The 21,916-nt window shown below is 63.3% G+C and carries 18 protein-coding genes and 1 pseudogene; 15 read left to right on the top strand and 4 right to left on the bottom strand.

The window, feature by feature from the left end:
• Nucleotides 1-157: 157 nt before the first annotated feature.
• From NLY37_RS14020 to NLY37_RS14005, 4 genes are all read left to right on the top strand, one after another.
• Nucleotides 158-1,447: a D-arabinono-1,4-lactone oxidase gene (locus tag NLY37_RS14020; RefSeq protein ID WP_023687893.1), complete on the top strand. Its 1,290-nt coding sequence runs from the start codon at nucleotides 158-160 to the stop codon at nucleotides 1,445-1,447.
• Complete coding sequence (locus tag NLY37_RS14015; RefSeq protein WP_031246152.1) at nucleotides 1,444-2,616, top strand: alanine racemase; 1,173 nt, start codon at nucleotides 1,444-1,446, stop codon at nucleotides 2,614-2,616. Before NLY37_RS14020 ends, NLY37_RS14015 begins: the two co-directional genes overlap by 4 nt.
• Nucleotides 2,617-2,693: 77 nt before the next feature.
• Nucleotides 2,694-4,406 carry an aldehyde dehydrogenase family protein gene (locus NLY37_RS14010; protein WP_050588414.1) on the top strand — a complete coding sequence of 571 codons (1,713 nt, stop codon included), beginning with the start codon at nucleotides 2,694-2,696 and terminating at the stop codon, nucleotides 4,404-4,406.
• Nucleotides 4,407-4,455: 49 nt separating this feature from the next.
• Nucleotides 4,456-6,108: an FAD-binding dehydrogenase gene (locus NLY37_RS14005; RefSeq protein WP_023741789.1), complete on the top strand. Its 1,653-nt coding sequence runs from the start codon at nucleotides 4,456-4,458 to the stop codon at nucleotides 6,106-6,108.
• Nucleotides 6,109-6,347: 239 nt separating this feature from the next.
• On the opposite strand, the gene dgoD is transcribed toward NLY37_RS14005, so the two are convergent.
• Nucleotides 6,348-7,496, bottom strand: a complete 1,149-nt coding sequence (gene dgoD / locus NLY37_RS14000) for a galactonate dehydratase (RefSeq protein WP_023714596.1) — start codon at nucleotides 7,494-7,496, stop codon at nucleotides 6,348-6,350.
• A 7-nt stretch (nucleotides 7,497-7,503) separates the two neighbouring features.
• Entirely contained in the window at nucleotides 7,504-8,193 is a 690-nt protein-coding gene (locus NLY37_RS13995) for a FadR/GntR family transcriptional regulator (RefSeq protein WP_245270942.1), read from the bottom strand.
• Nucleotides 8,194-8,437: 244 nt separating this feature from the next.
• Here NLY37_RS13995 and NLY37_RS13990 point away from each other — a divergent pair, with 244 nt between their 5' ends.
• From NLY37_RS13990 to NLY37_RS13975, 4 genes and pseudogenes are all read left to right on the top strand, one after another.
• Nucleotides 8,438-9,427 (top strand): arabinose ABC transporter substrate-binding protein, encoded by a 990-nt coding sequence (locus NLY37_RS13990; protein ID WP_023741787.1) that lies wholly within the window; start codon nucleotides 8,438-8,440, stop codon nucleotides 9,425-9,427.
• Between the two features lie 70 nt (nucleotides 9,428-9,497).
• Complete coding sequence (araG, locus tag NLY37_RS13985; RefSeq protein ID WP_023741786.1) at nucleotides 9,498-11,009, top strand: L-arabinose ABC transporter ATP-binding protein AraG; 1,512 nt, start codon at nucleotides 9,498-9,500, stop codon at nucleotides 11,007-11,009.
• Nucleotides 11,010-11,020: 11 nt separating this feature from the next.
• A pseudogene (gene araH / locus NLY37_RS13980) lies at nucleotides 11,021-11,972 on the top strand (L-arabinose ABC transporter permease AraH).
• Nucleotides 11,973-11,996: 24 nt separating this feature from the next.
• Nucleotides 11,997-12,776: an SDR family oxidoreductase gene (locus tag NLY37_RS13975; RefSeq protein ID WP_023704660.1), complete on the top strand. Its 780-nt coding sequence runs from the start codon at nucleotides 11,997-11,999 to the stop codon at nucleotides 12,774-12,776.
• Nucleotides 12,777-12,838: 62 nt separating this feature from the next.
• Here the strand turns inward: NLY37_RS13975 and NLY37_RS13970 are convergent, their stop codons facing one another.
• Nucleotides 12,839-13,786, bottom strand: a complete 948-nt coding sequence (locus NLY37_RS13970) for a GlxA family transcriptional regulator (RefSeq protein ID WP_023741785.1) — start codon at nucleotides 13,784-13,786, stop codon at nucleotides 12,839-12,841.
• An 86-nt stretch (nucleotides 13,787-13,872) separates the two neighbouring features.
• Between NLY37_RS13970 and NLY37_RS13965 the strand changes: the two genes are divergently transcribed.
• The 7 genes from NLY37_RS13965 (at nucleotide 13,873) to NLY37_RS13935 (ending at nucleotide 21,007) form a co-directional block, all read left to right on the top strand.
• Nucleotides 13,873-14,580: a DJ-1/PfpI family protein gene (locus tag NLY37_RS13965; protein WP_023691357.1), complete on the top strand. Its 708-nt coding sequence runs from the start codon at nucleotides 13,873-13,875 to the stop codon at nucleotides 14,578-14,580.
• 121 nt (nucleotides 14,581-14,701) lie between these two features.
• Nucleotides 14,702-15,436 (top strand): FadR/GntR family transcriptional regulator, encoded by a 735-nt coding sequence (locus tag NLY37_RS13960; RefSeq protein WP_023741784.1) that lies wholly within the window; start codon nucleotides 14,702-14,704, stop codon nucleotides 15,434-15,436.
• Nucleotides 15,433-16,629, top strand: a complete 1,197-nt coding sequence (locus tag NLY37_RS13955) for a PLP-dependent transferase (protein ID WP_023741783.1) — start codon at nucleotides 15,433-15,435, stop codon at nucleotides 16,627-16,629. Before NLY37_RS13960 ends, NLY37_RS13955 begins: the two co-directional genes overlap by 4 nt.
• A gap of 26 nt (nucleotides 16,630-16,655) precedes the next feature.
• Entirely contained in the window at nucleotides 16,656-17,933 is a 1,278-nt protein-coding gene (locus NLY37_RS13950) for an ABC transporter substrate-binding protein (protein ID WP_023685297.1), read from the top strand.
• 231 nt (nucleotides 17,934-18,164) lie between these two features.
• Entirely contained in the window at nucleotides 18,165-19,088 is a 924-nt protein-coding gene (locus tag NLY37_RS13945) for a carbohydrate ABC transporter permease (RefSeq protein ID WP_023736033.1), read from the top strand.
• On the top strand, nucleotides 19,088-19,936 hold the full coding sequence (locus NLY37_RS13940) for a carbohydrate ABC transporter permease (RefSeq protein WP_023741782.1): 849 nt from the start codon (nucleotides 19,088-19,090) through the stop codon (nucleotides 19,934-19,936). Before NLY37_RS13945 ends, NLY37_RS13940 begins: the two co-directional genes overlap by 1 nt.
• A 3-nt stretch (nucleotides 19,937-19,939) precedes the next feature.
• Nucleotides 19,940-21,007, top strand: coding sequence for an ABC transporter ATP-binding protein (locus tag NLY37_RS13935; RefSeq protein ID WP_023741781.1), 1,068 nt, complete (start codon nucleotides 19,940-19,942; stop codon nucleotides 21,005-21,007).
• A gap of 2 nt (nucleotides 21,008-21,009) precedes the next feature.
• On the opposite strand, the gene NLY37_RS13930 is transcribed toward NLY37_RS13935, so the two are convergent.
• On the bottom strand, nucleotides 21,010-21,885 hold the full coding sequence (locus NLY37_RS13930; protein ID WP_023687910.1) for an AraC family transcriptional regulator: 876 nt from the start codon (nucleotides 21,883-21,885) through the stop codon (nucleotides 21,010-21,012).
• Between the last annotated feature and the right edge of the window lie 31 nt (nucleotides 21,886-21,916).

The following is a 21,916-nucleotide window of genomic DNA, read 5'->3' as shown; positions in this document are numbered from 1 at the left end:
AAAGGCCATGCACTTGAACACGGGACCACACAAGACACCTCCGATTGCCAGGTTGACAGAAAGCTGACAATGTATCATATCCGAAAAGCTGAGTATGTATCATATTATTCAGCGCTAGGAGAAAGACCGGCAAAGCCGGCGTCCCAGGGAGGCAATTTTGGGAGAGGCTATCAGCCAGTGGAGCAATTGGTCGGGCTATGTCACGGCCACGCCGCAGGCTTTTGCCGAACCGCAGAGTCTCGATGAGCTGAGTGGTGCCATTCGCAACGCGCCGGGACCAGTTCGATTCGCTGGCACGGGCCATTCCTTCACGCCTCTGGTCAAGAATGACGGGACGATCCTGTCGCTTGATCGCTTCGAGGGCCTGAGGTCGCACGATCCCGAAAGGCTGACAGCACGGGTCGGCGCCGGCACCAAGATCGGCGCGCTGGCAAAGCTGTTGCACGGCGTCGGCCAGGCGCTGCCGAACATGGGCGACATCGACAAGCAGGCGTTCGGCGGGGCGCTGGGCACCGCCACCCACGGCTCGGGCATCACGCTCGGCGCTTACCATACCCAGCTCGAGGCGATGCAGATCGTCGACGGGCGTGGCGCCGTGAAAGAGTTCGACCGTGCCAAGAGCCCCGACATGATCGAAGCCATGGGCGCTTCGCTCGGCGCTTTCGGCGCCGTCACCGAAGTGACGATCCGCAACGTGGCGAGTTACCGGATGCGGCACCGCCGCTGGACGGCGCCGATCGCCGATGTGCTTGCGCAATTCGAAAGCACCATGACGGCGCATCGTTCGGCCGAGTTCTACTATGTGCCGTTTTCCGGCCAGGCGCTGCTGATTGCCAGCGACATCACCGAGGCGCCGGCGACGGTGCGTCCGCCGACGGAAGACGACGATGCGGTGACGACGCTGAGAAAACTGCGCGACTATCTCAGCTGGCTCCCTTGGCTGCGCCGCCGTCTCATCGGCTCGGCCTTCGCCAAGGTGCCGGCCGAGGATTATGTCGAGGAGTGGCTGAAGGTCTTCACCTCCGAGCGCAACGTCAAGTTCAACGAGATGGAATACCACCTGCCGTTCGAGGAAGGGGCGGCCGCACTCAGCGAAATCATTGCGCTGCTCGAGACGCGGTTTCCAGAGGTCTATTTTCCGATGGAGGTGCGCGTCGTCGCGCCCGACAATGTCTGGCTCAGCCCCTTCTACAAGCGCCCAACCTGTTCCATCGCCATCCATCACGGCGTCGAGCGCGATCCGATGGCGTTCTTCAACGCCGCCGAGCCGATCTTCAGGAAGCGCGGCGGCCGCCCGCATTGGGGCAAGATGCACAGCCTGACATCAAGGGAATTGAGCGCGCTCTATCCGCGCTGGAACGATGCGATGGCGGTCCGCCGCGAGATGGACCCGGACAACCGCTTCGTGTCGCCCTATATTGCCAGGCTGCTCGGCGTCGCGGCATGAGCCTGACCGACACCTATTTCGCGGAAATGTCGGGCGCGCTCAGGGCAGCCGGGATCTTTCAGCCTTGCCTGGTGCTCGATCTCGACCGGCTCGATCACAACATCGCTGCGATCAAGGCGAAGTTCGCCACGGGCCTCGATCTGCGCCTCGTCGACAAGTCGCTGCCATGCCTGCCGCTGATCGACTATATCCGCGCGGCGTTTGCGACCGACAGGCTGATGACCTTTCATCTGCCGATCAGCGCCGAGATGCTGAAAGTGTTTCCCCAAGTCGATCTCCTGTTGGGCAAGCCGATGCCGGTTGCCGGCGCCAGGCACGCGCTGACGAAGGGCGTTCTCGCCGGGCTCGGCGAAGCTACGTCGCGCATCGTCTGGCTGATCGATACCGAGGAGCGGCTGGCCGCCTATGGCTCGCTTGCCGCCGAGCTCGACCGCGAGCTGCGCGTCTGCTTCGAGGTCGATGTCGGCCTTCATCGCGGCGGTATCAGCGATCCCGACTCACTGGCCCGGGCAGTTTCCGCGTTGGCGAATTACCCGCGGCTGAAATGCGAAGGCGTCATGGCCTACGAGGCGCATATCGGCCATATCCCCAAACTGCTGGGAGGACCGGCCAAGGCGCGCGTCAAGGCGATCAGCCTGTTTCGCCAGTATGTCGCTTGCCTTGCCGCCGACCAGCGCAAGATCCTCAATCTTGGCGGCAGCAGCACCGCATTGCTCTATGACAGCTGGGTCGGCGCCAATGAATTGTCCATCGGATCGGCTTTTATGCTGCCGACCGATTTCGATGTGCCGAGCCTCAGCCAATTGCGGCCTGCCGCATTCATCGCGACGCCGATCCTGAAGGTGGTCGATGTCCAGGTGCCGGGCCTCGACCAGCGCTCCTGGCTGCTGCAGAAGCTCGGGCTGTTGCCGCGGCGCGGCTGTTTTCTCTATGGCGGAAAATGGATGGCGAAGCCCGTCCATCCCGTGGGGATGAAGACCGACAAGACGTTCGGCTTTTCGACCAATCAGCAATTCATGGCGCTGCCCGACAACGTCAATGTCGGGCCTGACGACTACGCCTTCCTGCGTCCGACCCAGAGCGAATTCGTGCTACAGCAGTTCGGTTCGATCCAGGTCTATTCCGGCGGGAAATTCGTCGAGCAATGGGCCGCACTGCCGTTTTCGTAGAGCAATTCCAGGAAAAGTGTGAAGCGGTTCCGTCCGGAGCTGCGTCAAACAAAGAGACCGAAGTGGAGGAGGATAGGATGGTCGCCAAGGCAGTCAAAACTCAGCCCGTGCAGCCTGAATGGGCAGCCGAACTCGACCTCGCCCTCACCGATCTCGACGCCAGGAAGGACGACTGGGCGCAGACCTCGAATGGCGAGCGGATCGCCTTGCTGCGGCAGGTCAAGGATCACATCCGCGAGGTCGCCGAGGCGTGGGTCAAAACCGCGACGCGCAAGAAGGGCATCCCGACCGGCTCGCCGCTGGAAGGCGAGGAATGGCTGGCTGGCCCGGCGGCGCTGATGGATGGCTGCAACCAGTTCATCCACACGCTCAGCCTGATGGAGGGCAAGAAGTTTCTCGACAGACTGCCGGTCCGCACCTTGCCTAGCGGACAGGTGGCGGTAACGGTGGTTCCGAATTCGCTCTGGGACAAGGTGTTGTTCACCGGGCTGAAGGCCGAGATCTGGATGCAGCCCGGCGTGACCAAGGCGAACCTCGCCGCAAACACCGCCTCGGCCTATGACGCGCCGCGCACCAGCCGCAAGGGCAAGATCGGCCTCGTGCTCGGCGCCGGCAACGTCGCCTCGATCGCGCCGCTCGACTGCCTGCACAAGCTGCTCGTCGAACATCAGGTCGTCCTGCTCAAGATGAACCCGGTCAATGATTACCTCGTTGATTTCCTGCGGCCGGCGCTGCGGCCGCTGATCGAATTCGGCGCGCTGCGCATCGTGCGCGGCGGCACCGATGTCGGTGCGTATCTGTGCAACCACGATCTCGTTGACGACATCCACATCACCGGTGCCGCCGCCTCGCATGACGCGATCGTCTGGGGTCCCGGCGAGGAGGGCCGCAAGAACAAGGCGGCGGGCACGCCGCGCAACAGCCGGCGTATCACCTCTGAGCTTGGCGGCGTGGCGCCGACCATCGTGGTGCCCGGTCCGTGGTCGGATGCCGACATCGCCTACCATGCCGAACTGATCGCCACACAGAAGCTCAACAATTCCGGTTTCAACTGTATCGCCTGCCAAATGCTCGTGTTGCCCGAAGGCTGGGACAAATCCGACGCGCTTCTGGCGGCCCTCGAAAAGGTGATGCAGAAAGCCCCGTCGCGCCCGGCCTATTATCCCGGCGCGACCGAGCGCCTCGCCGCCTTCGAGGCGCATGCCGACAGCGTACAGAAATTCGAGCGGCCCGGCGGGCCGGCCTGCGTGGTGGTGCCGTTCCGGCCGGGCACGGATACCTATCTCGAAAATGCCGAGGTGTTCGCGCCGGCGCTCAGCGTCATGCGGCTGCCGGCGGGCAATGCGGAATCCTATCTGCGCGCCGCTGTCGCCTACGCCAATGAAAAGCTGCACGGCACGCTTGCCGCCAACATCCTCATCCATCCCAGGACGATCGCCGAGATCGGCCGGCAGCGCTTCGAGGAAATCATTGCCGAACTGCGCTATGGCGGCATCGGCATCAATTCCTGGAGCGGCGTTCTGTTCGCGCTGCTGCGCCCGACCTGGGGTGCTTTCCCTGGCCACACGCTCGACGACGTGCAGAGCGGCATCGGCGTCGTCCACAACACCTATTTGTTCGACAGACCGGAACGCAGCGTGCTCGAAGCGCCGTTCCGCATCATGCCGAAGCCGGCCTGGTTCCTGACCCACAAAAGGGCACACATGGTCGGCCGCCTGATCACCGAGTTCAACTACCAGCCGAGCCTCCTGAAGCTGCCGCGCATCATCTGGAACGCGCTGCGCGGCTAGCAACGAGCATCCGATCTCGAAAACAAAAGCCGGCACAGGAGCTACGACAATGGCTGACGCGGATGCAATCATCGTTGGCGGCGGGCTGGCCGGCCTGGCCGCAGCCGCGGAACTCGGCGATGCCGGCAAGCGCGTGATCATCGTCGAGCAAGAGGGTGGCGGTTTTCTCGGCGGCCAGGCATTCTGGTCGCTCGGCGGCCTGTTTTTGGTCAACACGCCCGAGCAACGCCGCCTGCGCATCAAGGACAGCCGCGACCTCGCCTGGCAGGATTGGCTGGGCTCTGCCCAGTTCGACCGGCCCGAGGACCATTGGCCAAGGAAAGTGGCGGAAGCCTATGTCGATTTCGCCGCCGGCGAGATGCGGCCGTGGCTCTACGCCATGGGCATGCGCTGGTGGCCGGTGGTCGGCTGGGCCGAGCGCGGCGGCGCGCTGGCCAATGGCCACGGCAATTCAGTGCCGCGCTTCCACCTGACATGGGGCACTGGGCCGGGCGTGGTCGCGCCGTTCGAAAGGCGCGTGCGCGAGCACGTCGCCAAAGGGCTGATCACGCTGAAATTCCGCCATCAGGTCAACCGGCTGGTCAAAACCAATGGTGCGGTCACCGGCGTCATGGGTGAAATGCTGGAGGCGTCCAATGTCGAGCGCGGCAAGCAGTCGAGCCGCACGGCCGTCGGCGATTTCGAGCTTTCGGCCGGTGTCGTGATCGTCACCTCGGGCGGCATCGGCGGCAATCATGAGTTGGTTCGCAAGGTTTGGCCGGTCGGGCGGCTGGGGCCAGCGCCGAAGCGTATGGTTGCCGGCGTGCCGCACCATGTCGACGGCCGCATGGTGGCGATCACCCAGGACGCCGGCGGGGCCGTCATCAACGCCGACCGCATGTGGCACTATGTCGAGGGGATCAAGAACTGGGATCCGATCTGGCCGAACCACGGCATTCGCATCCTGTCGGCGCCGTCGCCGCTATGGTTCGATGCGCTCGGACAACGCATGGAGGCGCCGTTCTTCCCGAGTTTCGATTCGCTCGGCACCTTGAAGCGCATCCTGTCGACCGGCCACGATTATTCCTGGTTCGTGCTGAGCAAGACGATCGTCTCGAAGGAGTTCGTGCTGTCGGGCTCGGAGCAAAACCTAGACTTTACGGCCAAGGATTGGCGGGCCGTGCTGAAGAACCGGCGCGGCGGCAAGGCGCCGCCATCGGTGGCAGCGTTCCTGGAAAAGGGCGAAGACTTTGTCGTCCGCGACAACCTGGCCGACCTGGTCGCCGGCATGAACGCGCTGTCAGGCGACAATCTGCTCGACTACGACCGGCTCAAGGCGCAGATCGTGGCGCGCGATCGCGAGGTCGACCATGCCTATACCAAGGATGCGCAGGTCACAGCCGTCCGCGGCGCCCGCAACTACATTGGCGACAAGATCTTCCGGGTGACCAAGCCGCACAAGATACTCGATCCCAGGCACGGGCCGCTGATCGCGGTGCGCCTCAACATCCTGACGCGCAAAACGCTTGGCGGCCTGCACACCAATCTCAATTCGCAGGTTCTCGACGGCAATGGCGAACCCATTGCCGGGCTCTATGCGGCAGGCGAGGTGGCCGGCGGCGGTGGCGGCGGCTATCACGGCTACAATGCGCTGGAAGGGACATTTCTCGGCAGCTGCATCTTCTCCGGCAGGAACGCAGGCCGGCACGCCGCGGGCAGGTGACGCGGCTGGCGGGCCAAGAAAAGGTCGATGAGAACAGGACATCCGCCATGTTCCATGGATAGCGACTGCTTTCGATCGCTTGCGGCAACCCAGGCGGTCAGCGAGTTGCGGCTTGCCGGCGCCGACGGTTCCCATGCGCTGGTGCTCGGCGCTGCGGCCCATCAGAGGCCTGCGTTACGCTGGCGCCACCGCGAAATCGAACCCGAGGTCCTGAAGGCCTGGCCGCAAGGTCGGCCGAGCTACCACTCGGCGAAGGAGCCGTCCTTGTGACGCCAGACCGGGTTGCGCCAGCGGTGGCCTTCCTTGGCGCGTTCCTTGACGTAGTCCTCGTCGATTTCGACGCCGAGGCCGGGACCATCGGGGATTGCGACATAGCCATCCTCGTAGCGGAAGACGTCCTTGTTGGCGGCATAGTCGAGCAAATCGTTTGCGGCGTTGTAGTGGATGCCGAGGCTCTGTTCCTGGATGAAGCAGTTGTAGCTGACGGCATCGAGCTGCAGGCAGGCGGCGAGCGCGATCGGGCCGAGCGGGCAGTGGGGCGCCACCGCAATGTCATAGGCCTCGGCCATCGCTGCGATCTTGCGGCATTCGGTGATGCCGCCGGCATGCGACAGGTCCGGCTGGATGATGTCGACGGCGCCTTGTTCGAACACCGATTTGAAATCCCAGCGGCTGTAAAGACGCTCGCCGAGCGCGATCGGCGTCGAGCCCAGCGCTGCGATCTCCTTCAGCGCCTCGCGATTTTCGCTCAGCACCGGCTCCTCGATGAACATCAGCCGGTAGGGTTCGAGCTCCTTGACCAGCATGCGCGCCATCGGCCGGTGGACGCGGCCGTGGAAATCGACGGCGATGCCAATGTTGGACCCAACGGCCTCGCGCACCATGGCGACGCGTTCGACAGCCGCATCTATTCTGTCATGGCTGTCGACGATCTGCAGTTCCTCGGTGCCATTCATCTTCAGCGCCTGAAAACCGCGCGCCACCACTTCCCTGGCGCCATCAGCCACTTCCGCCGGCCGGTCGCCGCCGATCCAGGAATAGACCTTGATGCTGTCGCGCAGCTTGCCGCCGAGCAGTTCGTGCACAGGCACGCCGAGCGCCTTGCCCTTGATGTCCCACAGCGCCTGGTCGATGCCGGCAATGGCGCTCATCAGGATCGGCCCGCCGCGGTAGAAGCCGCCGCGATGCATCACCGTCCAATGGTCCTCGATCAGGCGCGGGTCCTTGCCGATCAGATAATCGCCAAGTTCCTTGACCGCTGCCTCGACCGTCAGCGCACGGCCTTCGACCACAGGCTCGCCCCAGCCGGTAACGCCGGCATCAGTCTCGATCTTCAGGAACAGCCAGCGCGGCGGGACGATGTAGGTGGTGAGCGAGATGATTTTCATGCTGGTCTCAGTTGTTCTTGAGTTTCTTGGCGCTGACCAGGTCGCGCGCCGCAAGGTCGAGGATCCGGCCTGCCGCCGCACGCGCCGCCGCGGCATCGCGCATGCGCAGCGCCTCGACCACCTCACGGTGCGCCGCCACCGCTTCCATGCGCCGGGCGAGCGAAATGGTCGCCGTTGCTTCGAGCGAGAATTTCAGCCCGGTGTCGATCAGATTGCCGATCTGGCGGAAGATCGGGTTGTGGCTCGCGGCATAGACGATCTGGTGGAAGGTGATGTCCGAGCGCGAGAAGGCGGCGAGATCCTCGCCGGCATTGGCCATGCCGCGCCAGGCGGCTTCGAGATCGGCGATCTCCTGCAGCGTCGCACGAGTCGCCGCCAGTTCAGCTACCAGAAGTTCGATGGCGCGGCGCGTTTCGAGGATGGCGTCGAACAATTTGTCGTCCAGCGCATGCGGCGCGTGCCAGGCCAGCACCTGCGGGTCGATGATGTTCCAGTTGTCCTGTTCACATACGACCGTGCCGATGCGCGGTCGCGACAGCACCAGCCCCTTGGCGGCCAGCACCTTCAGCGCCTCGCGGATGACGGTGCGGCTGACGCCATATTCGACGCCGAGTTCGTTTTCGGTCGGCAGGGACGAGCCGGCGGGATAGCGTCCGGAAAAGATGTCTGAGGCAAGCGCCTTGGTCACATCGGGCATGACGCGCGGGCGGCGGGTGTCGCCTGATGCCTTCTTCGAAGTTTCGGTCACCTCAGCCCTCCTCCAAGGCGGCGAAACCACTGATCTCGCGTCCCCGGCCTTACCGGATGCGGATGATTTGCGCCAGCGATCCCTGGTCAGAGCATGTAGCTCAATTATCATACCAGATCAATTGACGAGTATGATAAAAGAATTAGAGACTCTGCATCCGGGCTGAGCGCCCGGCCATCGCTGGGAGGTAATCATGCGACTTCTGAAGACCGCGCTCGTCGCGGGCGCCCTTGCCGTGCTGTCCGTCACGACCATCGCTGCATATGCTCAGGACACCAAGATAGGTTTTATCGTCAAACAGCCCGAGGAGCCGTGGTTCCAGGACGAATGGAAGTTCGCCGACCAGGCCGCCAAGGAGAAGGGTTTTACCCTGGTCAAGATCGGCGCCGAGGACGGTGAGAAGCTGATGTCGGCGATCGACAATCTCGGCGCGCAGGGCGCGCAAGGCTTCATCGTCTGCACGCCTGATGTGAAGCTCGGCCCCGGCATCGTCGCCAAGGCCGCCGCCAACAATCTCAAGCTGATGACGGTTGATGACCGTCTGGTCGGCGCAGACGGGAAGGCGCTGGAAGACGTGCCGCATATGGGCATTTCGGCGACCAAGATCGGCGAGGCCGTCGGCCAGGCGATCGTCGACGAAATGAAGGCGCGCGGCTGGAAGGCCGACGAGGTTGGCGCCATCCGCGTCTCCTATGATCAGTTGCCGACCGCCGTCGACCGGGTCGAAGGCGCCATTTCGGTGCTGAAGGCCAACGGCTTCAAGGCCGAAAACATCTTTGACGCGCCGCAGGCCAAGACCGATACCGAGGCTGCGCTCAATGCGGCGACGGTGGTACTCAACGCCCATGCCGACATCAAGAAGTGGGTCTCCTTCGGCCTCAACGACGAAGCCGTTCTCGGCGCCATGCGCGCTTCCGAAAGCGTCGGCATCCCGGCCGAAAACGTGATTGGCGTCGGCATTGGCGGCGCGGATTCGGCGATCAACGAGTTCAAGAAGCCGACCGCCACCGGCTTCGTCGGCACGGTGATCATCTCGCCGAAGCGTCACGGCTACGAGACTGCGCTCAACATGTATGACTGGGTCGCCAACAACAAGGAACCCGAGAAGCTCATCCTGACCGCCGGTGCGCTGGCCAAGCGCGACGACTACCAGACGGTCCGCAAGGGTCTCGGCATCGAATAATCCTCCCTGTACAAACAGGCGGCGGCTCACAGTCGCCGCCTGTTTGGCATGGCAAAAGGATAGGCGCCCCATGTCCCTTCTCGACTTCTCGGAAATCACCAAGACCTATCCGGGCGTAAAGGCGCTGTCCGGCGTCTCGTTCAGCGTCGACAAGGGCGCCGTGCATGGCTTGATGGGCGAGAACGGCGCCGGCAAATCCACGCTGATCAAGATCCTGTCGGGCGACCAGCATGCCGATGACGGCGCAATCAGCATCGACGGCGAGGTCCAGGCCTATTCATCGACGAGGGATGCCTTCGACAATGGCGTCATCGTCATCCACCAGGAACTGCAGCTGGTTCCTGAGCTCACTGTTGCCGAAAACCTCAGCCTCGGCCGCTTCCCCGCCAACGCCGGCATCATCGCCCGTGCCAGGATGCTGGACGATGTTGGCGCCAAGCTGAAATCGGCGGGCATCGACATGGACATCAGCCGCAAGGTCAAGACGCTGTCGATCGGCGAGCGCCAGATGGTCGAGATCGCCAAGGCGATCATGCTCGACGCGCGCGTCATCGCTCTGGACGAGCCGACCTCGTCATTGTCGTCGCGCGAAAGCGAAATCCTGTTTGCCCTGATCGACCGCCTGCGCGGCGAGGGCAAGGTCATCATCTATGTATCGCACCGGCTGGACGAAGTGTTCCGCCTCTGCGACAGCCTGACCGTGCTGCGCGACGGCAAGCTCGCGGCGCACCATGCGTCGCTGAAAAACGTCACACGCGACCAGGTCGTCGCCGAAATGGTCGGCCGCGAAATCTCCGATGTCTGGGGGTTTCGCCCACGCCCGGCCGGCGATGTCCGGCTGAAGGTCGACGCTGTTTCCGGAGTAAAACTGACGACGCCTGCCAGCTTCGAGGCAAGGGCCGGCGAGATCGTCGGCTTCTTCGGCCTGATCGGCGCGGGGCGCTCGGAACTGATGCGGCTGGTGTTCGGCGCCGACCCGCGCTCAGGTGGCACCATTACCGTTGATGGCAAGGTCGTGCATGCCACCGATCCGCATGACGCGATCCGCGCCGGGATCGTTTTGTGCTCGGAAGACCGCAAGCATGACGGCATCATCCAGGGCCGCTCGATCGAGGAGAACATCAACATCTCGTCGCGGCGTCATCACACGCGCTTCGGAATCTTGAACCGCGCTAGCGAGATCGCCACCGCCGAGACCTTCATCAAGAAGCTCAAGGTGCGCACGCCGTCGCGCAAGCAGGACATCATCAACCTCTCCGGTGGCAACCAGCAGAAGGTCATTCTCGGCCGCTGGCTGTCGGAGCAGGGCGTGCGCGTGCTTATCGTCGACGAGCCGACACGCGGTATCGATGTCGGCGCCAAAGCGGAAATCTACGAACTGCTCTACCAGCTTGCCGAAGACGGCATGGCGATCGTCGTCGTCTCGTCCGAACTGCCGGAAGTGATGGGCATTTGCGACCGCATCCTGGTGATGTGCGGCGGGTGCATCAGCGCCGAACTCGCGCGCGACCAGTTCGCCGAAAAAGCGATCCTGGCCGCCGCTCTTCCCGATCAGAAAACCCCCGACGCGATCGCATCCTGAGGATCTTTGCCATGACCGATCAGTTGAAGAAGATCCTGCTCGGCGAACAGGGCCTCGTCGTGATCTTCATCGTCGCCTTCGCGCTGGTGTCGCTGCTGGTGCCGAATTTTCTGACCGACCGCAACATGCTCGGCCTGCTGCAATCGGTGGTCACCGTCGGCATCGTCGCCTGCACGATGATGTTCTGCCTCGCCGCGCGCGACTTCGACCTCTCGGTCGGTTCGATCGTTGCTTTCGCCGGCAATGGTCACGGTAATGGCGTCGAACTATACCGGATCGATCATCCTCGGGATTCTTGCGGCAATCGCCTGCGGCGCCTTTGTCGGTTTCATCAACGGCGTCGTCATCGCCAAATTCCGCATCAACGCGCTGATCACGACGCTTGCCACCATGCAGATCGTGCGCGGCCTTGCGCTGATCGCATCCGATGGCCGCGCCGTCGGCATCAACAGCCCGGATTTCTACCAACTGGCGCTGTCGAAGCTGTTCGGCATTCCGACGCCGGTCTGGGTCCTGGCCGTGCTGTTCTGCATCTTCGGTTTTGTCCTCAATCGTACCGTCTTCGGCAAGAACACGCTGGCCATCGGCGGCAACCCGGAGGCCTCGCGCCTGGCGGGCGTCAATGTCGACTGGACGCGCATCTGGATCTTTGCTCTGCAAGGCGTGGTCTGTGGCATCGCCGGCATCCTTTTGGCCTCGCGCATCACGTCGGGCCAGCCCAATGCGGCGGTCGGGCTTGAACTCTCGGTCATCTCGGCCTGCGTGCTCGGCGGCGTCTCGCTTGCCGGCGGCTGCGCCACCATGTCGGGCGTCATCGTCGGCGTGCTGATCATGGGCATTGCCGAAAACGCCATGAACCTGCTCAACATCCCAGCCTTCTACCAATACATTGTGCGCGGCGTGATCCTGCTGCTTGCCGTTTTGCTCGACAATCTGCGTTCGTCGGCACTGGGCCGGCGCTGACCATCTTGCAGTGGAGTGACAGCCATGGCTGAGCGCCTGTCCGGCAAACGCATCTTCCTCACCGGCGCCGCGCAAGGCATCGGGCTTGCCATCGCCGGGGCCTGCCTGGCCGAAGGGGCAAAACTGTTCCTGGTCGATCGCGACGGCGCGCTGCTGGACAAAACGGTCGCCGGCCTTGCCGCACCGCAGGGCCATGTCGGACATACCGCAGCCGACATCAGCGACGGGGCCGCGATTGCCGCTGCCGTCAGCCGGGCGACCGACGCGATCGGGCCGATCAACGCGCTGATCAACAATGCGGGGATGAATGTGTTCTCGACGCCGCTCGAGGCGACCGAGGAGGAGTGGAACCGCAATTTCGACGTCAACGTCAAGGGCGCCTGGAATTGCAGCAAGGCGGTGCTGCCAGGAATGATCGCAAATGGTGGTGGCGCGATCCTCAACATCGCCTCGACGCACAGCTTCACCATCATCCCTCATACCTTCCCTTATCCCGTGGCCAAGCACGCGCTGCTTGGGCTGACCAAATCGCTGGCGCTGGAATATGCCGGGCAGGGCGTGCGCGTGAACGCGCTGGCGCCCGGTTATGTCGAGACGCAGAAGGCGACCGACTATTGGAACAGTTTTGCCGATCCGGTTGCGGCGCGCGCCAGGACGCTGGCGCTGCATCCCGGCGGCCGCATCGCCTCGGCGCGCGAGATCGCGCTGGCCGCTGTGTTCATGATTTCTGAGGAGTGCCCGTTCATGAACGCGGCGACCCTCGTTGTCGATGGCGGGCTCAGCCAGCTACAGCATCCCGCCTGAACGCTGGAGAGGCTCTATTTCTACGGCGTCGACCGCCGGCTTAATGGCGCGAGCCGTCGCGATCAGAAACGCTCGAGGTAGGCGCGCGGATTGGTGCCCAGCACGCGCAAAAAACCGCGCCGCATGGTTTCTTCCGAGCCGAAACCGCAGCGGCGGGCCGTCTGGTTGACGGGCTGGCCCCGCTCCAGCATCCGTCGCGCCGCCTCGATCCGGATCTCCTCGATCGCGCGGGCGGGTGTCCGGCCCGTGGCCTCGCGATAGCGCCGCGAGAAGCTGCGCGGGCTCATATTGGCGCGGTCGGCCAATTGCGTCAGCGACAGGTCGCCGGCGAGATTCTCAAGGATCCAGCCATGCAGTCGGTCGAAGCGTCCGTCGCCTTGCTGCAGCTTGAGGGTCTGGCTGAATTGCGCCTGGCCACCGGGACGTTTCAGGAAAACCACCAACTCGCGCGCCACGCCGAGCGCCGTGTGCCGGCCAAGGTCGGCCTCGACGAGGGAGAGGGCGAGATCGATCCCCGCCGTTACGCCGGCGGATGTCCAGACATTGCCGTCGCGGATGAAGATCGGATCGGGTTCGAGCCGGACCGCGGGAAAGCGCCGGGCGAACTCCGCGCAGCGTCCCCAATGGGTCACCGCGCGGCGGCCGTCGAGCAGGCCAGCCGTCGCCAGCAGCATGGCGCCGCTGCAGACGGAAGCGGTTCGGGTGGCATCGCGCGAGCGACCGGCGATCCACTGGACCAGCACGGGATCGTCGCAGGCCGCGTTGACGCCCCATCCTCCGGGGACAAGCAGCGTGTCGATCTTACCTCCGTGGGTTGGCAGCACTGCTGCCTCCAGCACGAGACCGGCCGATGTCCGGATGCGCGGTGAGGCGGCGACGACCACGACCTCGTAAGGAGCCGGTTCGCCGACCTGCCTTTTGAAATCATTGGCGCTGGCAAAGACCTGCAGCGGTCCGCTGACGTCGAGGAGCTGGATGTCGGGATAGGCAAGCACTTCGATACGGCGCATTGGTTTGGCCCGAAGCGAGGGATGAATGGCAATCGTGCCAAACCATGATGCCGTAGATTGCCGGAAGTCAACCCACGGAGATTTCCATGCCCCTTCGTTTCGGCATCCTCGTATTCCCCGACGTCCAACAACTCGACCTCACCGGCCCATACGAAGTCCTGGCATCGGCCAAGGATGCCGAGGTGGAACTGATCTGGAAGGATCGCAACCCGGTGACGTCATCGACGCGCCTCTCGCTGACGCCAACCGCGACCTTTGACGATTGCCGGCCCCTCGACGTGCTGTGCATTCCTGGCGGGGGCGGGGTCAACGCGCTGCTGGAGGACCAGACAGTCCTCGATTTCGTGTGGGAGCGCGCGGGGCAGGTGCGCTACATCACCTCCGTTTGCAGCGGTGCCCTGGTGCTTGGGGCGGCCGGACTGCTGAGGGGCAAGCGCGCGACCACGCACTGGTATGCGCATGATTTCCTTGAGGAGTTCGGAGCGATCCCGGTCGACGAGCGTATCGTCGAAGACGGCAAGCTCATCACCGCCGGCGGCGTCACTTCGGGGATCGACTTCGGCCTGGCGCTGGTTGCGAGGCTGCTTGGACAGGAGGAGGCCGAGATCGTGCAGCTCTCGCTCGAATACGCCCCGGCTCCTCCCTTTCGGTCCGGCACGCCCGCCGAGGCGTCGCCTGCGGTGCTGGCGCAGGCAAAAAAGCGCCTCTCTGGTTCGAGGCGGGTTCGCGAGGCAATCTTCGCTCGCTGGCGCGAGGCTCGCGCCGCCGCTGCGCCAGCGCGCATCCACGGCTGAAGCAGCAAGGCCGAAGGTGCATCCCCTGGCCCTTCGGCCTTGCTGCGTTTCCACTGTTGACAGGTCCCTTCGTCTGTGCAGAAATTGGTTGGACCATTGAACCACTTCGGTAATAGCCCCGGTGACCGAATTCAGCCTTCCGCCGATCCAGACGACGGCCCGCGACGACGCGGTGCTGAAGGCGTTGGCCGACTTCGTCATGCGCGAGAAGCTGGAACCCGGTGAGAGGCTGCCGACCGAACGCATCCTCGCTGAGCGTCTGAAGGTCAGCCGCAACACGGTGCGCGAGGCGCTGACGCGCTGGGAAGGGCTTGGCCTGGTCGAGCGCCGGCAGGGCTCGGGCACCTATCTCAAGGCCGCCGTCTCGCTCGACATGCTGCACATGCCGCTGACGCTTGCCGGCGGCAATGATTTCACCGGCCTGATGCGCACGCTGGAAATCCGCCGCGCGCTGGAAGCGGAAGCCGCCGCCCTTTGCGCCATTCGTGCCGACAAGGACGACCTCGCCGAGATCGAGCGCAAGCTCGACATCATGGAGGAAGAGTTTCTCAGCCGCGCCGGCATGTCGTCGGAAGAGGACTGGGAATTCCATCAGGCGATCTACCGCGCCTGCGGCAATCCGCTGTTCGAGCAGATTATCGCCGCCATGCACGAACTGTTCCACCGCTTCTGGGAACATCCGCTCGGCGTGCGCGATTTCGGCCACGCAAGCTTTCCCTACCACCGCACCATGTTCGACTGCATCGCCGCGCACGATCCGGAAGGCGCCCGGGCCGAAGCGCTGAAGCTGATCGCCACGGTCGAGGACGATTTGAAGCGCGGCGCCGCCAACCTCAAACTTTCGGTCCGCACATGAACGAGCTCAGCTTCGACCCCGGCATTTCCGGCAGCGACTATCTCGCCGAGGCGGCGACGCTTCTGGCGCATGACGACCCGTTCCCCGGCAATGCGGTGGTGCCGCCGATCTACCAGACCTCGCTGTTCACCTTCGCCAGCTATGCCGACATGGCCGACACCTTTGCCGGGCGCAGGAAACAGCCGATCTATTCGCGCGGCGACAATCCGACGGTGATGGAATTCGAGTCGCGCGTCGCAGCGCTTGAAGGTGCTGAAGCCGCGCGTGGTTTTTCGAGCGGCATGGCTGCGATCAGCGCGACGTTGCTGGCTTTCGTCGGCGCAGGCGAACGCATCCTTGCGGTGCGCAATTGCTATGGCGACGCCTACCGACTGTTCGAGCGGCTGTTTCCGCGCCTGCATATCAAGGTCGACTATGTCGACGGCTCCGATCCGGATGCGGTGGCCGCGGCACTTCCCGGTGCGAAACTGCTCTACCTGGAAAGCCCGACCTCGATGATGTTCGAGCTGCAGGATCTCGAACATCTGACGCGGCTGGCGAAAGAGCAGGGCATCGTCACCACAATCGACAATTCCTGGGCGACGCCGGTGTTCCAGAAGCCGATTCTGCACGGCGTCGATCTGGTGCTGCACTCGGCCTCGAAATATCTCGGCGGCCACAGCGATACCGTCGCCGGTGTGGTGGCGGGCTCGGCCGCCCATATCAAGCACATCAACGACCAGACCTACTCGCAGCTTGGCGCAAAGCTGTCGCCCTTCGAGGGCTGGCTGCTGTTGCGCGGCCTGCGCACGCTGCCGCTGAGACTGCCGCATCACATGAAGAGCGGGCTCATCATCGCCGAGCGCTTGAAGGCGCATGACAAGGTCGAGCGGGTCAATCATCCCGCCTATTCCAACCATCCCGGCAAGAAGACGCTTGCCGGCTATGCCGGGCTGTTCTCCTTCGAGGTGACGGAGGATGTCGACATTCCCGCTTTCGTCGATGCGCTGAAATTTTTCCGCATCGGCGTCAGCTGGGGCGGTCATGAAAGCCTCGTCGTGCCGGCAAAGGCCTCGCTCGAGCAGACACCGGGTCTCAATTCGATGGCGCGCTTCGGCGTCAGCCCCCGAACCATCCGCTTCAATGTCGGATTGGAAAGCGTCGAAGACCTCTGGGCCGACATCGGCCAGGCCTTCGACAAAGCAAAAAAATGACTGGGTTCAAAATGGGAGTTCTGAACATGAAACGACTGAGCATCATGCTTGCCACCGCTGCCGGCCTGGCGATGTCCGCCAGCGGCGCATTGGCCGACACCACCCTCAAGCTGGTCGAGGTCATCACCAGCCCGCAGCGCACCGAATTCCTGAAGAAGCAGATCGCCGAGTTCGAGGCCGCCAATGCCGGCGTCAAGGTCGAGGTGGTCTCGCTGCCCTGGGGGCAGGCCTTCGAGAAATTCCTCACCATGGTGCAGGCCGGCGATACGCCCGACATCGTCGAGATGCCGGAGCGCTGGATGGGCCTGTACGCCACCAACGGCCAGCTCGAGGATCTCGGCCCTTACATGGCCAAATGGGACGACGCCAAGACGCTGGGCGACCGCGCCAAGCAATTCGGCTCGACCGTCAACAACACCCAGTTCATGATCCCGTACGGCTACTATGTGAATGCGCTGTTCTGGAACAAGAAGCTGTTCAAGGAGGCCGGTCTCGACGGCCCGCCGGCGACGCTCGACGACTTCATCGCCGATTCCAAGAAGATCTCCGCCATTCCGGGCAAGTACGGCTACTGCCTGCGCGGTGGCCCGGGCGCCTTCAACGGCATGCACATGTTCATGAACATCGCCGCTGGCAAGGGCGGCTACTTCAACGAGGACGGCACCTCGACCATCAACGAGGAGGGCTCGGTCAAGGGCCTGCAGATGCTGGCCGACATGTACAAGGACGGGCTGGCGCCCAAGGATGCGGTGAGCTGGGGCTTTAACGAGACCGTCACCGGCTTCTATTCCGGCACCTGCGCCATGCTCAACCAGGATCCGGATGCGCTGATCGGCATTGCCGACAAGATGAGTGCCGACGATTTTGCCGTGGCGCCGCTGCCTGTGGGGCCAAGCGGCAAATCCTATCCGACGCTGGGCTATGCCGGCTGGGCGATGTTCGCCAATTCGCAGCACAAGGACGATGCCTGGAAGCTGATGGCGACGCTGTTGTCGCCCAAGGACAATCTCGAATGGGCCAAGGAAGTCGGCGTCGTGCCGATCCACAATGGCGCCGACCAGGATGCCCACTTCAAGACCGAGCAGTTCAAAGGCTGGTTCACCGAACTCAGCGACACTTCCAAATATGAAATGGTGACGCCGCCGACACATCTGGAGAACCTCGGCAATTTCGTCGACCAGGTGGCGATCAAGAATTTCCAGGAAGTGCTGCTCGGCCAGAAGTCGGCCAAGGACGTTGCCGATCAATGGGCCGCGTTCCTGACCAAGGAACAGCAGGACTGGCTGGCCAAGAACAAGAAGTAGTTCTTCCACCTTCTCCCCGTTTACGGGGAGAAGGTGGCCCGAATGCATGTCGCCCAAAAGTGCGTAGCGGTTTTGGGACAACGACATGCATAGACAGGCCCGGATGAGGGGCAGCGCGAGCACCCCAAGGCTGGCGCCGCCCCTCATCTGCCTGCCGGCATCTTCTCCCCGTGAACGGGGAGAAGGGTGCTGTTGCCGCTGTCGGCACCCACCCATGATTGTTGAGCGCTAATGACTTATGCCGTGTCCGAAATACGATCCGCCGGCCGGCCGCGAAAGAAGCGGCTGACGCATGCAGCAATCGAGCCCTGGCTTTATCTTTCGCCGGCGATCGTTCTGCTGGTCGTGGTGCTGTTGGTGCCGTTGATCATCGGCATCAGCTATTCGTTCCGGAAGTTCTCCGCCTTCAAATCCGAATATGTCGGCCTTGGCCAATATCAGGCGATGCTGACCGACCAGGTGCTGGGGCAGGCGCTGGTCAACACGCTCTGGTGGACCGTCGCCAGCCTGTTCTTCCAGTTCTTCCTCGGCCTGGGTCTGGCGTTGCTGCTCGACAAACCGTTTGTCGGGCGCAAGTTCGTGCAGGCGGTGGTGTTCCTGCCCTGGGCGGTGCCATCCTTCCTGTCGGGCCTGACCTGGGCATGGCTGTTCAACCCGATCATCGGCCCGCTGCCGCACTGGCTGTTTGCGCTCGGGCTGAAGGCCGAGCCGACCAATGTGCTGTCCGATCCGGCCACCGCCATGTGGGGGCCGATCATCGCCAACATCTGGTTCGGCATTCCGTTCTTCGCCATCACGCTGCTGGCGTCGCTGAAGTCGATCCCGTCGGAACTGCATGAGGCGGCCGCAATCGACGGCGCTTCGCCTTGGCAGCGCTTCACCAAGGTGACGCTGCCGTTCCTGGCGCCGACCATCGTCATCACCGTCATGCTGCGTACGATCTGGATCGCCACCTTCGCCGATCTGATCTTTGTCATGACCGAGGGCGGGCCGGCAGGCTCGACCAGCACGGTGCCGGTCTACATCTATGTCAGTGCCTTCAAGTCGCTGGACAAGGGCTATGCCTCCGCGGTGGCGGTGCTGCTCTTGGTCTTGCTCATCGCCTATGCGATCGCGCTGATCGCCATCCGCCGCTTGCTGGTGAGGCACGTCTGATGATCGCCGGACGCTCCACCTCCTCGCGCATCTTCAGCGGCATCGGCCTCTACACGGCGATTGCCGCCTATATGATCTTTGCGCTGTTTCCGATCTTCTGGACGCTGAAGATCTCGGTGACGCCGGAGCGGCTGCTCTATTCCGAGGGCATCACGCTGTGGCCGTCGCAGACCACCTTCCGCAACTTCATCACTGTACTTGAAGCCTCGGATTTCCCCCGCTATTTCCTCAACAGCGTCATCGTATCGGTGTCGACGGCGGCGCTCGTCACGGTCATCGCCACGCTCGCCGGTTACGCCATGTCGCGCTTCACCTTTCGCGGCAAGGCGACACTGGCGATCATGCTTTTGCTGACGCAAACCTTCCCGCTGGTGATGGTCATTCCGCCGATCTACCGTGTCATGGGCGAGCTTGGCCTGACCAACAGCCTGGTTGGGCTGATCATCATCTACACCGCCTTCAACACCGCCTTCGCCACCTTCCTGATGCAGTCCTTCTTCGACGGCATTCCGAAGGATCTGGAGGAGGCGGCGATGATCGACGGCTGCACTCGCGCCCAGGCGATGCGCAAGGTGATCGTGCCGCTGACCTTGCCCGGCATGGGCGCGACGCTCGGCTTTGTCTTCACCGCCGCCTGGAGCGAATTGCTGTTTGCGCTGATGCTGATCTCCAGCGATGACCAGAAGACATTTGCCGTCGGCCTGCTCACCTATATCGGCAAGTTCGCCGTCGACTGGGGGCAGATGATGGCGGCATCGATCCTGGCGCTTATCCCGGTCTGCATCTTCTTTGCCTTCCTGCAACGCTATCTCGTCACCGGCCTCACCGCCGGCGCGGTCAAAGGATAATCGATGGCTTCCGTAACGCTGCAAAACGTCGAGAAGGACTACGGTTCGCTGCGCATCCTGCATGGCGTCGATCTCGAAATCGCCGATGGCGAGTTCGTCGTGCTCGTCGGTCCCTCCGGCTGCGGCAAGTCGACCCTTTTGCGCATGATTGCCGGGCTGGAAGAGGTGTCGGGCGGCGAGATCCATATCGGCGATCGGCTGGTCAACGATGTCGCGCCGAAGGACCGCGATATTGCCATGGTGTTCCAGTCCTACGCGCTCTATCCGCACATGGATGTGTCGTCGAATATGGGCTTCAGCCTGCTGTTGAAGAAGGCGGAGAAGACGAGGATCGACGGCAGGGTAGGGGCGGCGGCCAAGCGCCTCGGCCTCGACAGTTTCCTCGGACGTCTGCCCAGGCAACTGTCCGGCGGCCAGCGCCAGCGCGTCGCCATGGGCCGCGCCATCGTGCGCGATCCCAAAGTGTTTCTGTTCGACGAGCCGCTCAGCAATCTCGACGCCAAATTGCGCGTGCATATGCGCGCCGAGATCAAGGCGCTGCACCAGCAGCTCAAGACCACATCGGTCTATGTCACCCACGACCAGATCGAAGCCATGACCATGGCCGACCGCATCGTCGTCATGCATGACGGTTACGTCCAGCAGGTCGGCCATCCGCTCGAACTCTACGATCGGCCGATCAACACCTTCGTCGCCGGCTTCATCGGCTCGCCCGGCATGAACTTTTTTCCGGCGACAATCGCCAAGGGCGGCAAGGTGGACGCGGTGCTGGCCGACGGCCAGAAGCTGCGGTTGCCTGATGGCTTGCCGTTGAAGGATGGCGATGTGCTCACCGTCGGGCTACGGCCGGAGCACATCCAGCTTGCCGACGATGGTCCGCTCAAGGCAGAGGTCGAGGTGGTCGAGCCGCTCGGCCTGTCGACGCAGTTCTATGTCCGGCTCGCCAACCAGCTGGTTTGTGTCTTCGTCATGGGACGCAGCACTATCCGGCCTGGCGATAAGGTGCGGCTGTCTGCCGATCCGGCGGCGCTGCATCTGTTCGATCCCGCAAGCGGCAACCGCATCGGGTAATCCTATCGAAGGCTGCCCAGGCTGGCATACATGCCGGTGGTGCGGAACTGCGTCGGGTTGATGCCGTAGAGCCGGCGGAAGACTTTCGAGAAATAGTTGGCGTCCTCGAAGCCGCACAGGATGGCGACCTCCTTGACTGGCAGGAAATCGGCTTTGGTTAGCAGCTTCGCCGCCCGCTGCAGCCGCTGCTGCAGCACGAACTCGGCCGGCGGAACGCCTTCGCTCTCGGCGAAGCAGCGCGAGAAATGGGCGCGGCTGAGGCCGCTGATCTGGACGAGCTCGGCCACGGGCAAGGGCTTGTCGAGATTGGCGTTGATATGATCGATGACCGGCTGCATGACGCTCTGTTTCTCAGTGAAGGCGTGCGAGCCGAAGACATCGTCGTAAAGCGCCATCGCCGCCTCATAGGCGATTGCCGAAGCAGCGCCAGGCGAAGCGCCGCCCTTGATCAGGCGCAGGCTGCAATCGGCGAGATGATCGATCGTCTCCGGCTGCAGCCGAAACACCGGGCCGGAGACGCTGAGTATGGATTTGTGGACGCGCAGCGCCTCCTCGCCATTCATCGAGATCCAGAAATATTCCCAGCGGTCGCCCTTCTCCAGCCAGTAGCGATGGTTGTGTGGCACCAGCACCAGCAGCGTGTCGTTGGCCTGCAGGCGGTAGTTGCGGTTCTCGTAGCGCAGCTGGCCGGTGCCGCTGATCGTGTGCTGCAGCACGGTGAACGGTGTCTGGCCGCGCTTGCGCCCATCCCAGTCATAGGTCACGCCCTCGCGTACTTCATAGCCGGTGCTGGTCGGCATGGCATGCAGGCGCTGGCGGCCGCGCGGCAGCGAAATGGTGCGCATCAACTGTCCGTTGGCGATCAGATCATGCAGCACAAAATTACCCTCGAAAGCATAATCGTTCTCT

The organism is Mesorhizobium sp. C395A, from assembly GCF_030323205.1.
Classification (GTDB): Bacteria; Pseudomonadota; Alphaproteobacteria; order Rhizobiales; family Rhizobiaceae; genus Mesorhizobium.
This window is presented reverse-complemented; position numbering and strand designations above follow the sequence as displayed.

What these genes read in the sequence shown, in the direction of transcription:
- dgoD (WP_023714596.1), bottom strand. Translation starts at nt 7,496, where the DNA reads ATGAAAATCATCTCGCTCACCACCTACATCGTCCCGCCGCGCTGGCTG.
- NLY37_RS13945 (WP_023736033.1), top strand. Translation starts at nt 18,165, where the DNA reads ATGACTTATGCCGTGTCCGAAATACGATCCGCCGGCCGGCCGCGAAAG.
- NLY37_RS13990 (WP_023741787.1), top strand. Translation starts at nt 8,438, where the DNA reads ATGCGACTTCTGAAGACCGCGCTCGTCGCGGGCGCCCTTGCCGTGCTG.
- NLY37_RS13940 (WP_023741782.1), top strand. Translation starts at nt 19,088, where the DNA reads ATGATCGCCGGACGCTCCACCTCCTCGCGCATCTTCAGCGGCATCGGC.
- NLY37_RS13955 (WP_023741783.1), top strand. Translation starts at nt 15,433, where the DNA reads ATGAACGAGCTCAGCTTCGACCCCGGCATTTCCGGCAGCGACTATCTC.
- NLY37_RS14015 (WP_031246152.1), top strand. Translation starts at nt 1,444, where the DNA reads ATGAGCCTGACCGACACCTATTTCGCGGAAATGTCGGGCGCGCTCAGG.
- NLY37_RS13935 (WP_023741781.1), top strand. Translation starts at nt 19,940, where the DNA reads ATGGCTTCCGTAACGCTGCAAAACGTCGAGAAGGACTACGGTTCGCTG.
- NLY37_RS14010 (WP_050588414.1), top strand. Translation starts at nt 2,694, where the DNA reads ATGGTCGCCAAGGCAGTCAAAACTCAGCCCGTGCAGCCTGAATGGGCA.
- araG (WP_023741786.1), top strand. Translation starts at nt 9,498, where the DNA reads ATGTCCCTTCTCGACTTCTCGGAAATCACCAAGACCTATCCGGGCGTA.
- NLY37_RS13975 (WP_023704660.1), top strand. Translation starts at nt 11,997, where the DNA reads ATGGCTGAGCGCCTGTCCGGCAAACGCATCTTCCTCACCGGCGCCGCG.
- NLY37_RS13965 (WP_023691357.1), top strand. Translation starts at nt 13,873, where the DNA reads ATGCCCCTTCGTTTCGGCATCCTCGTATTCCCCGACGTCCAACAACTC.
- NLY37_RS13950 (WP_023685297.1), top strand. Translation starts at nt 16,656, where the DNA reads ATGAAACGACTGAGCATCATGCTTGCCACCGCTGCCGGCCTGGCGATG.
- NLY37_RS13995 (WP_245270942.1), bottom strand. Translation starts at nt 8,193, where the DNA reads ATGCCCGATGTGACCAAGGCGCTTGCCTCAGACATCTTTTCCGGACGC.
- NLY37_RS13970 (WP_023741785.1), bottom strand. Translation starts at nt 13,786, where the DNA reads ATGCGCCGTATCGAAGTGCTTGCCTATCCCGACATCCAGCTCCTCGAC.
- NLY37_RS14005 (WP_023741789.1), top strand. Translation starts at nt 4,456, where the DNA reads ATGGCTGACGCGGATGCAATCATCGTTGGCGGCGGGCTGGCCGGCCTG.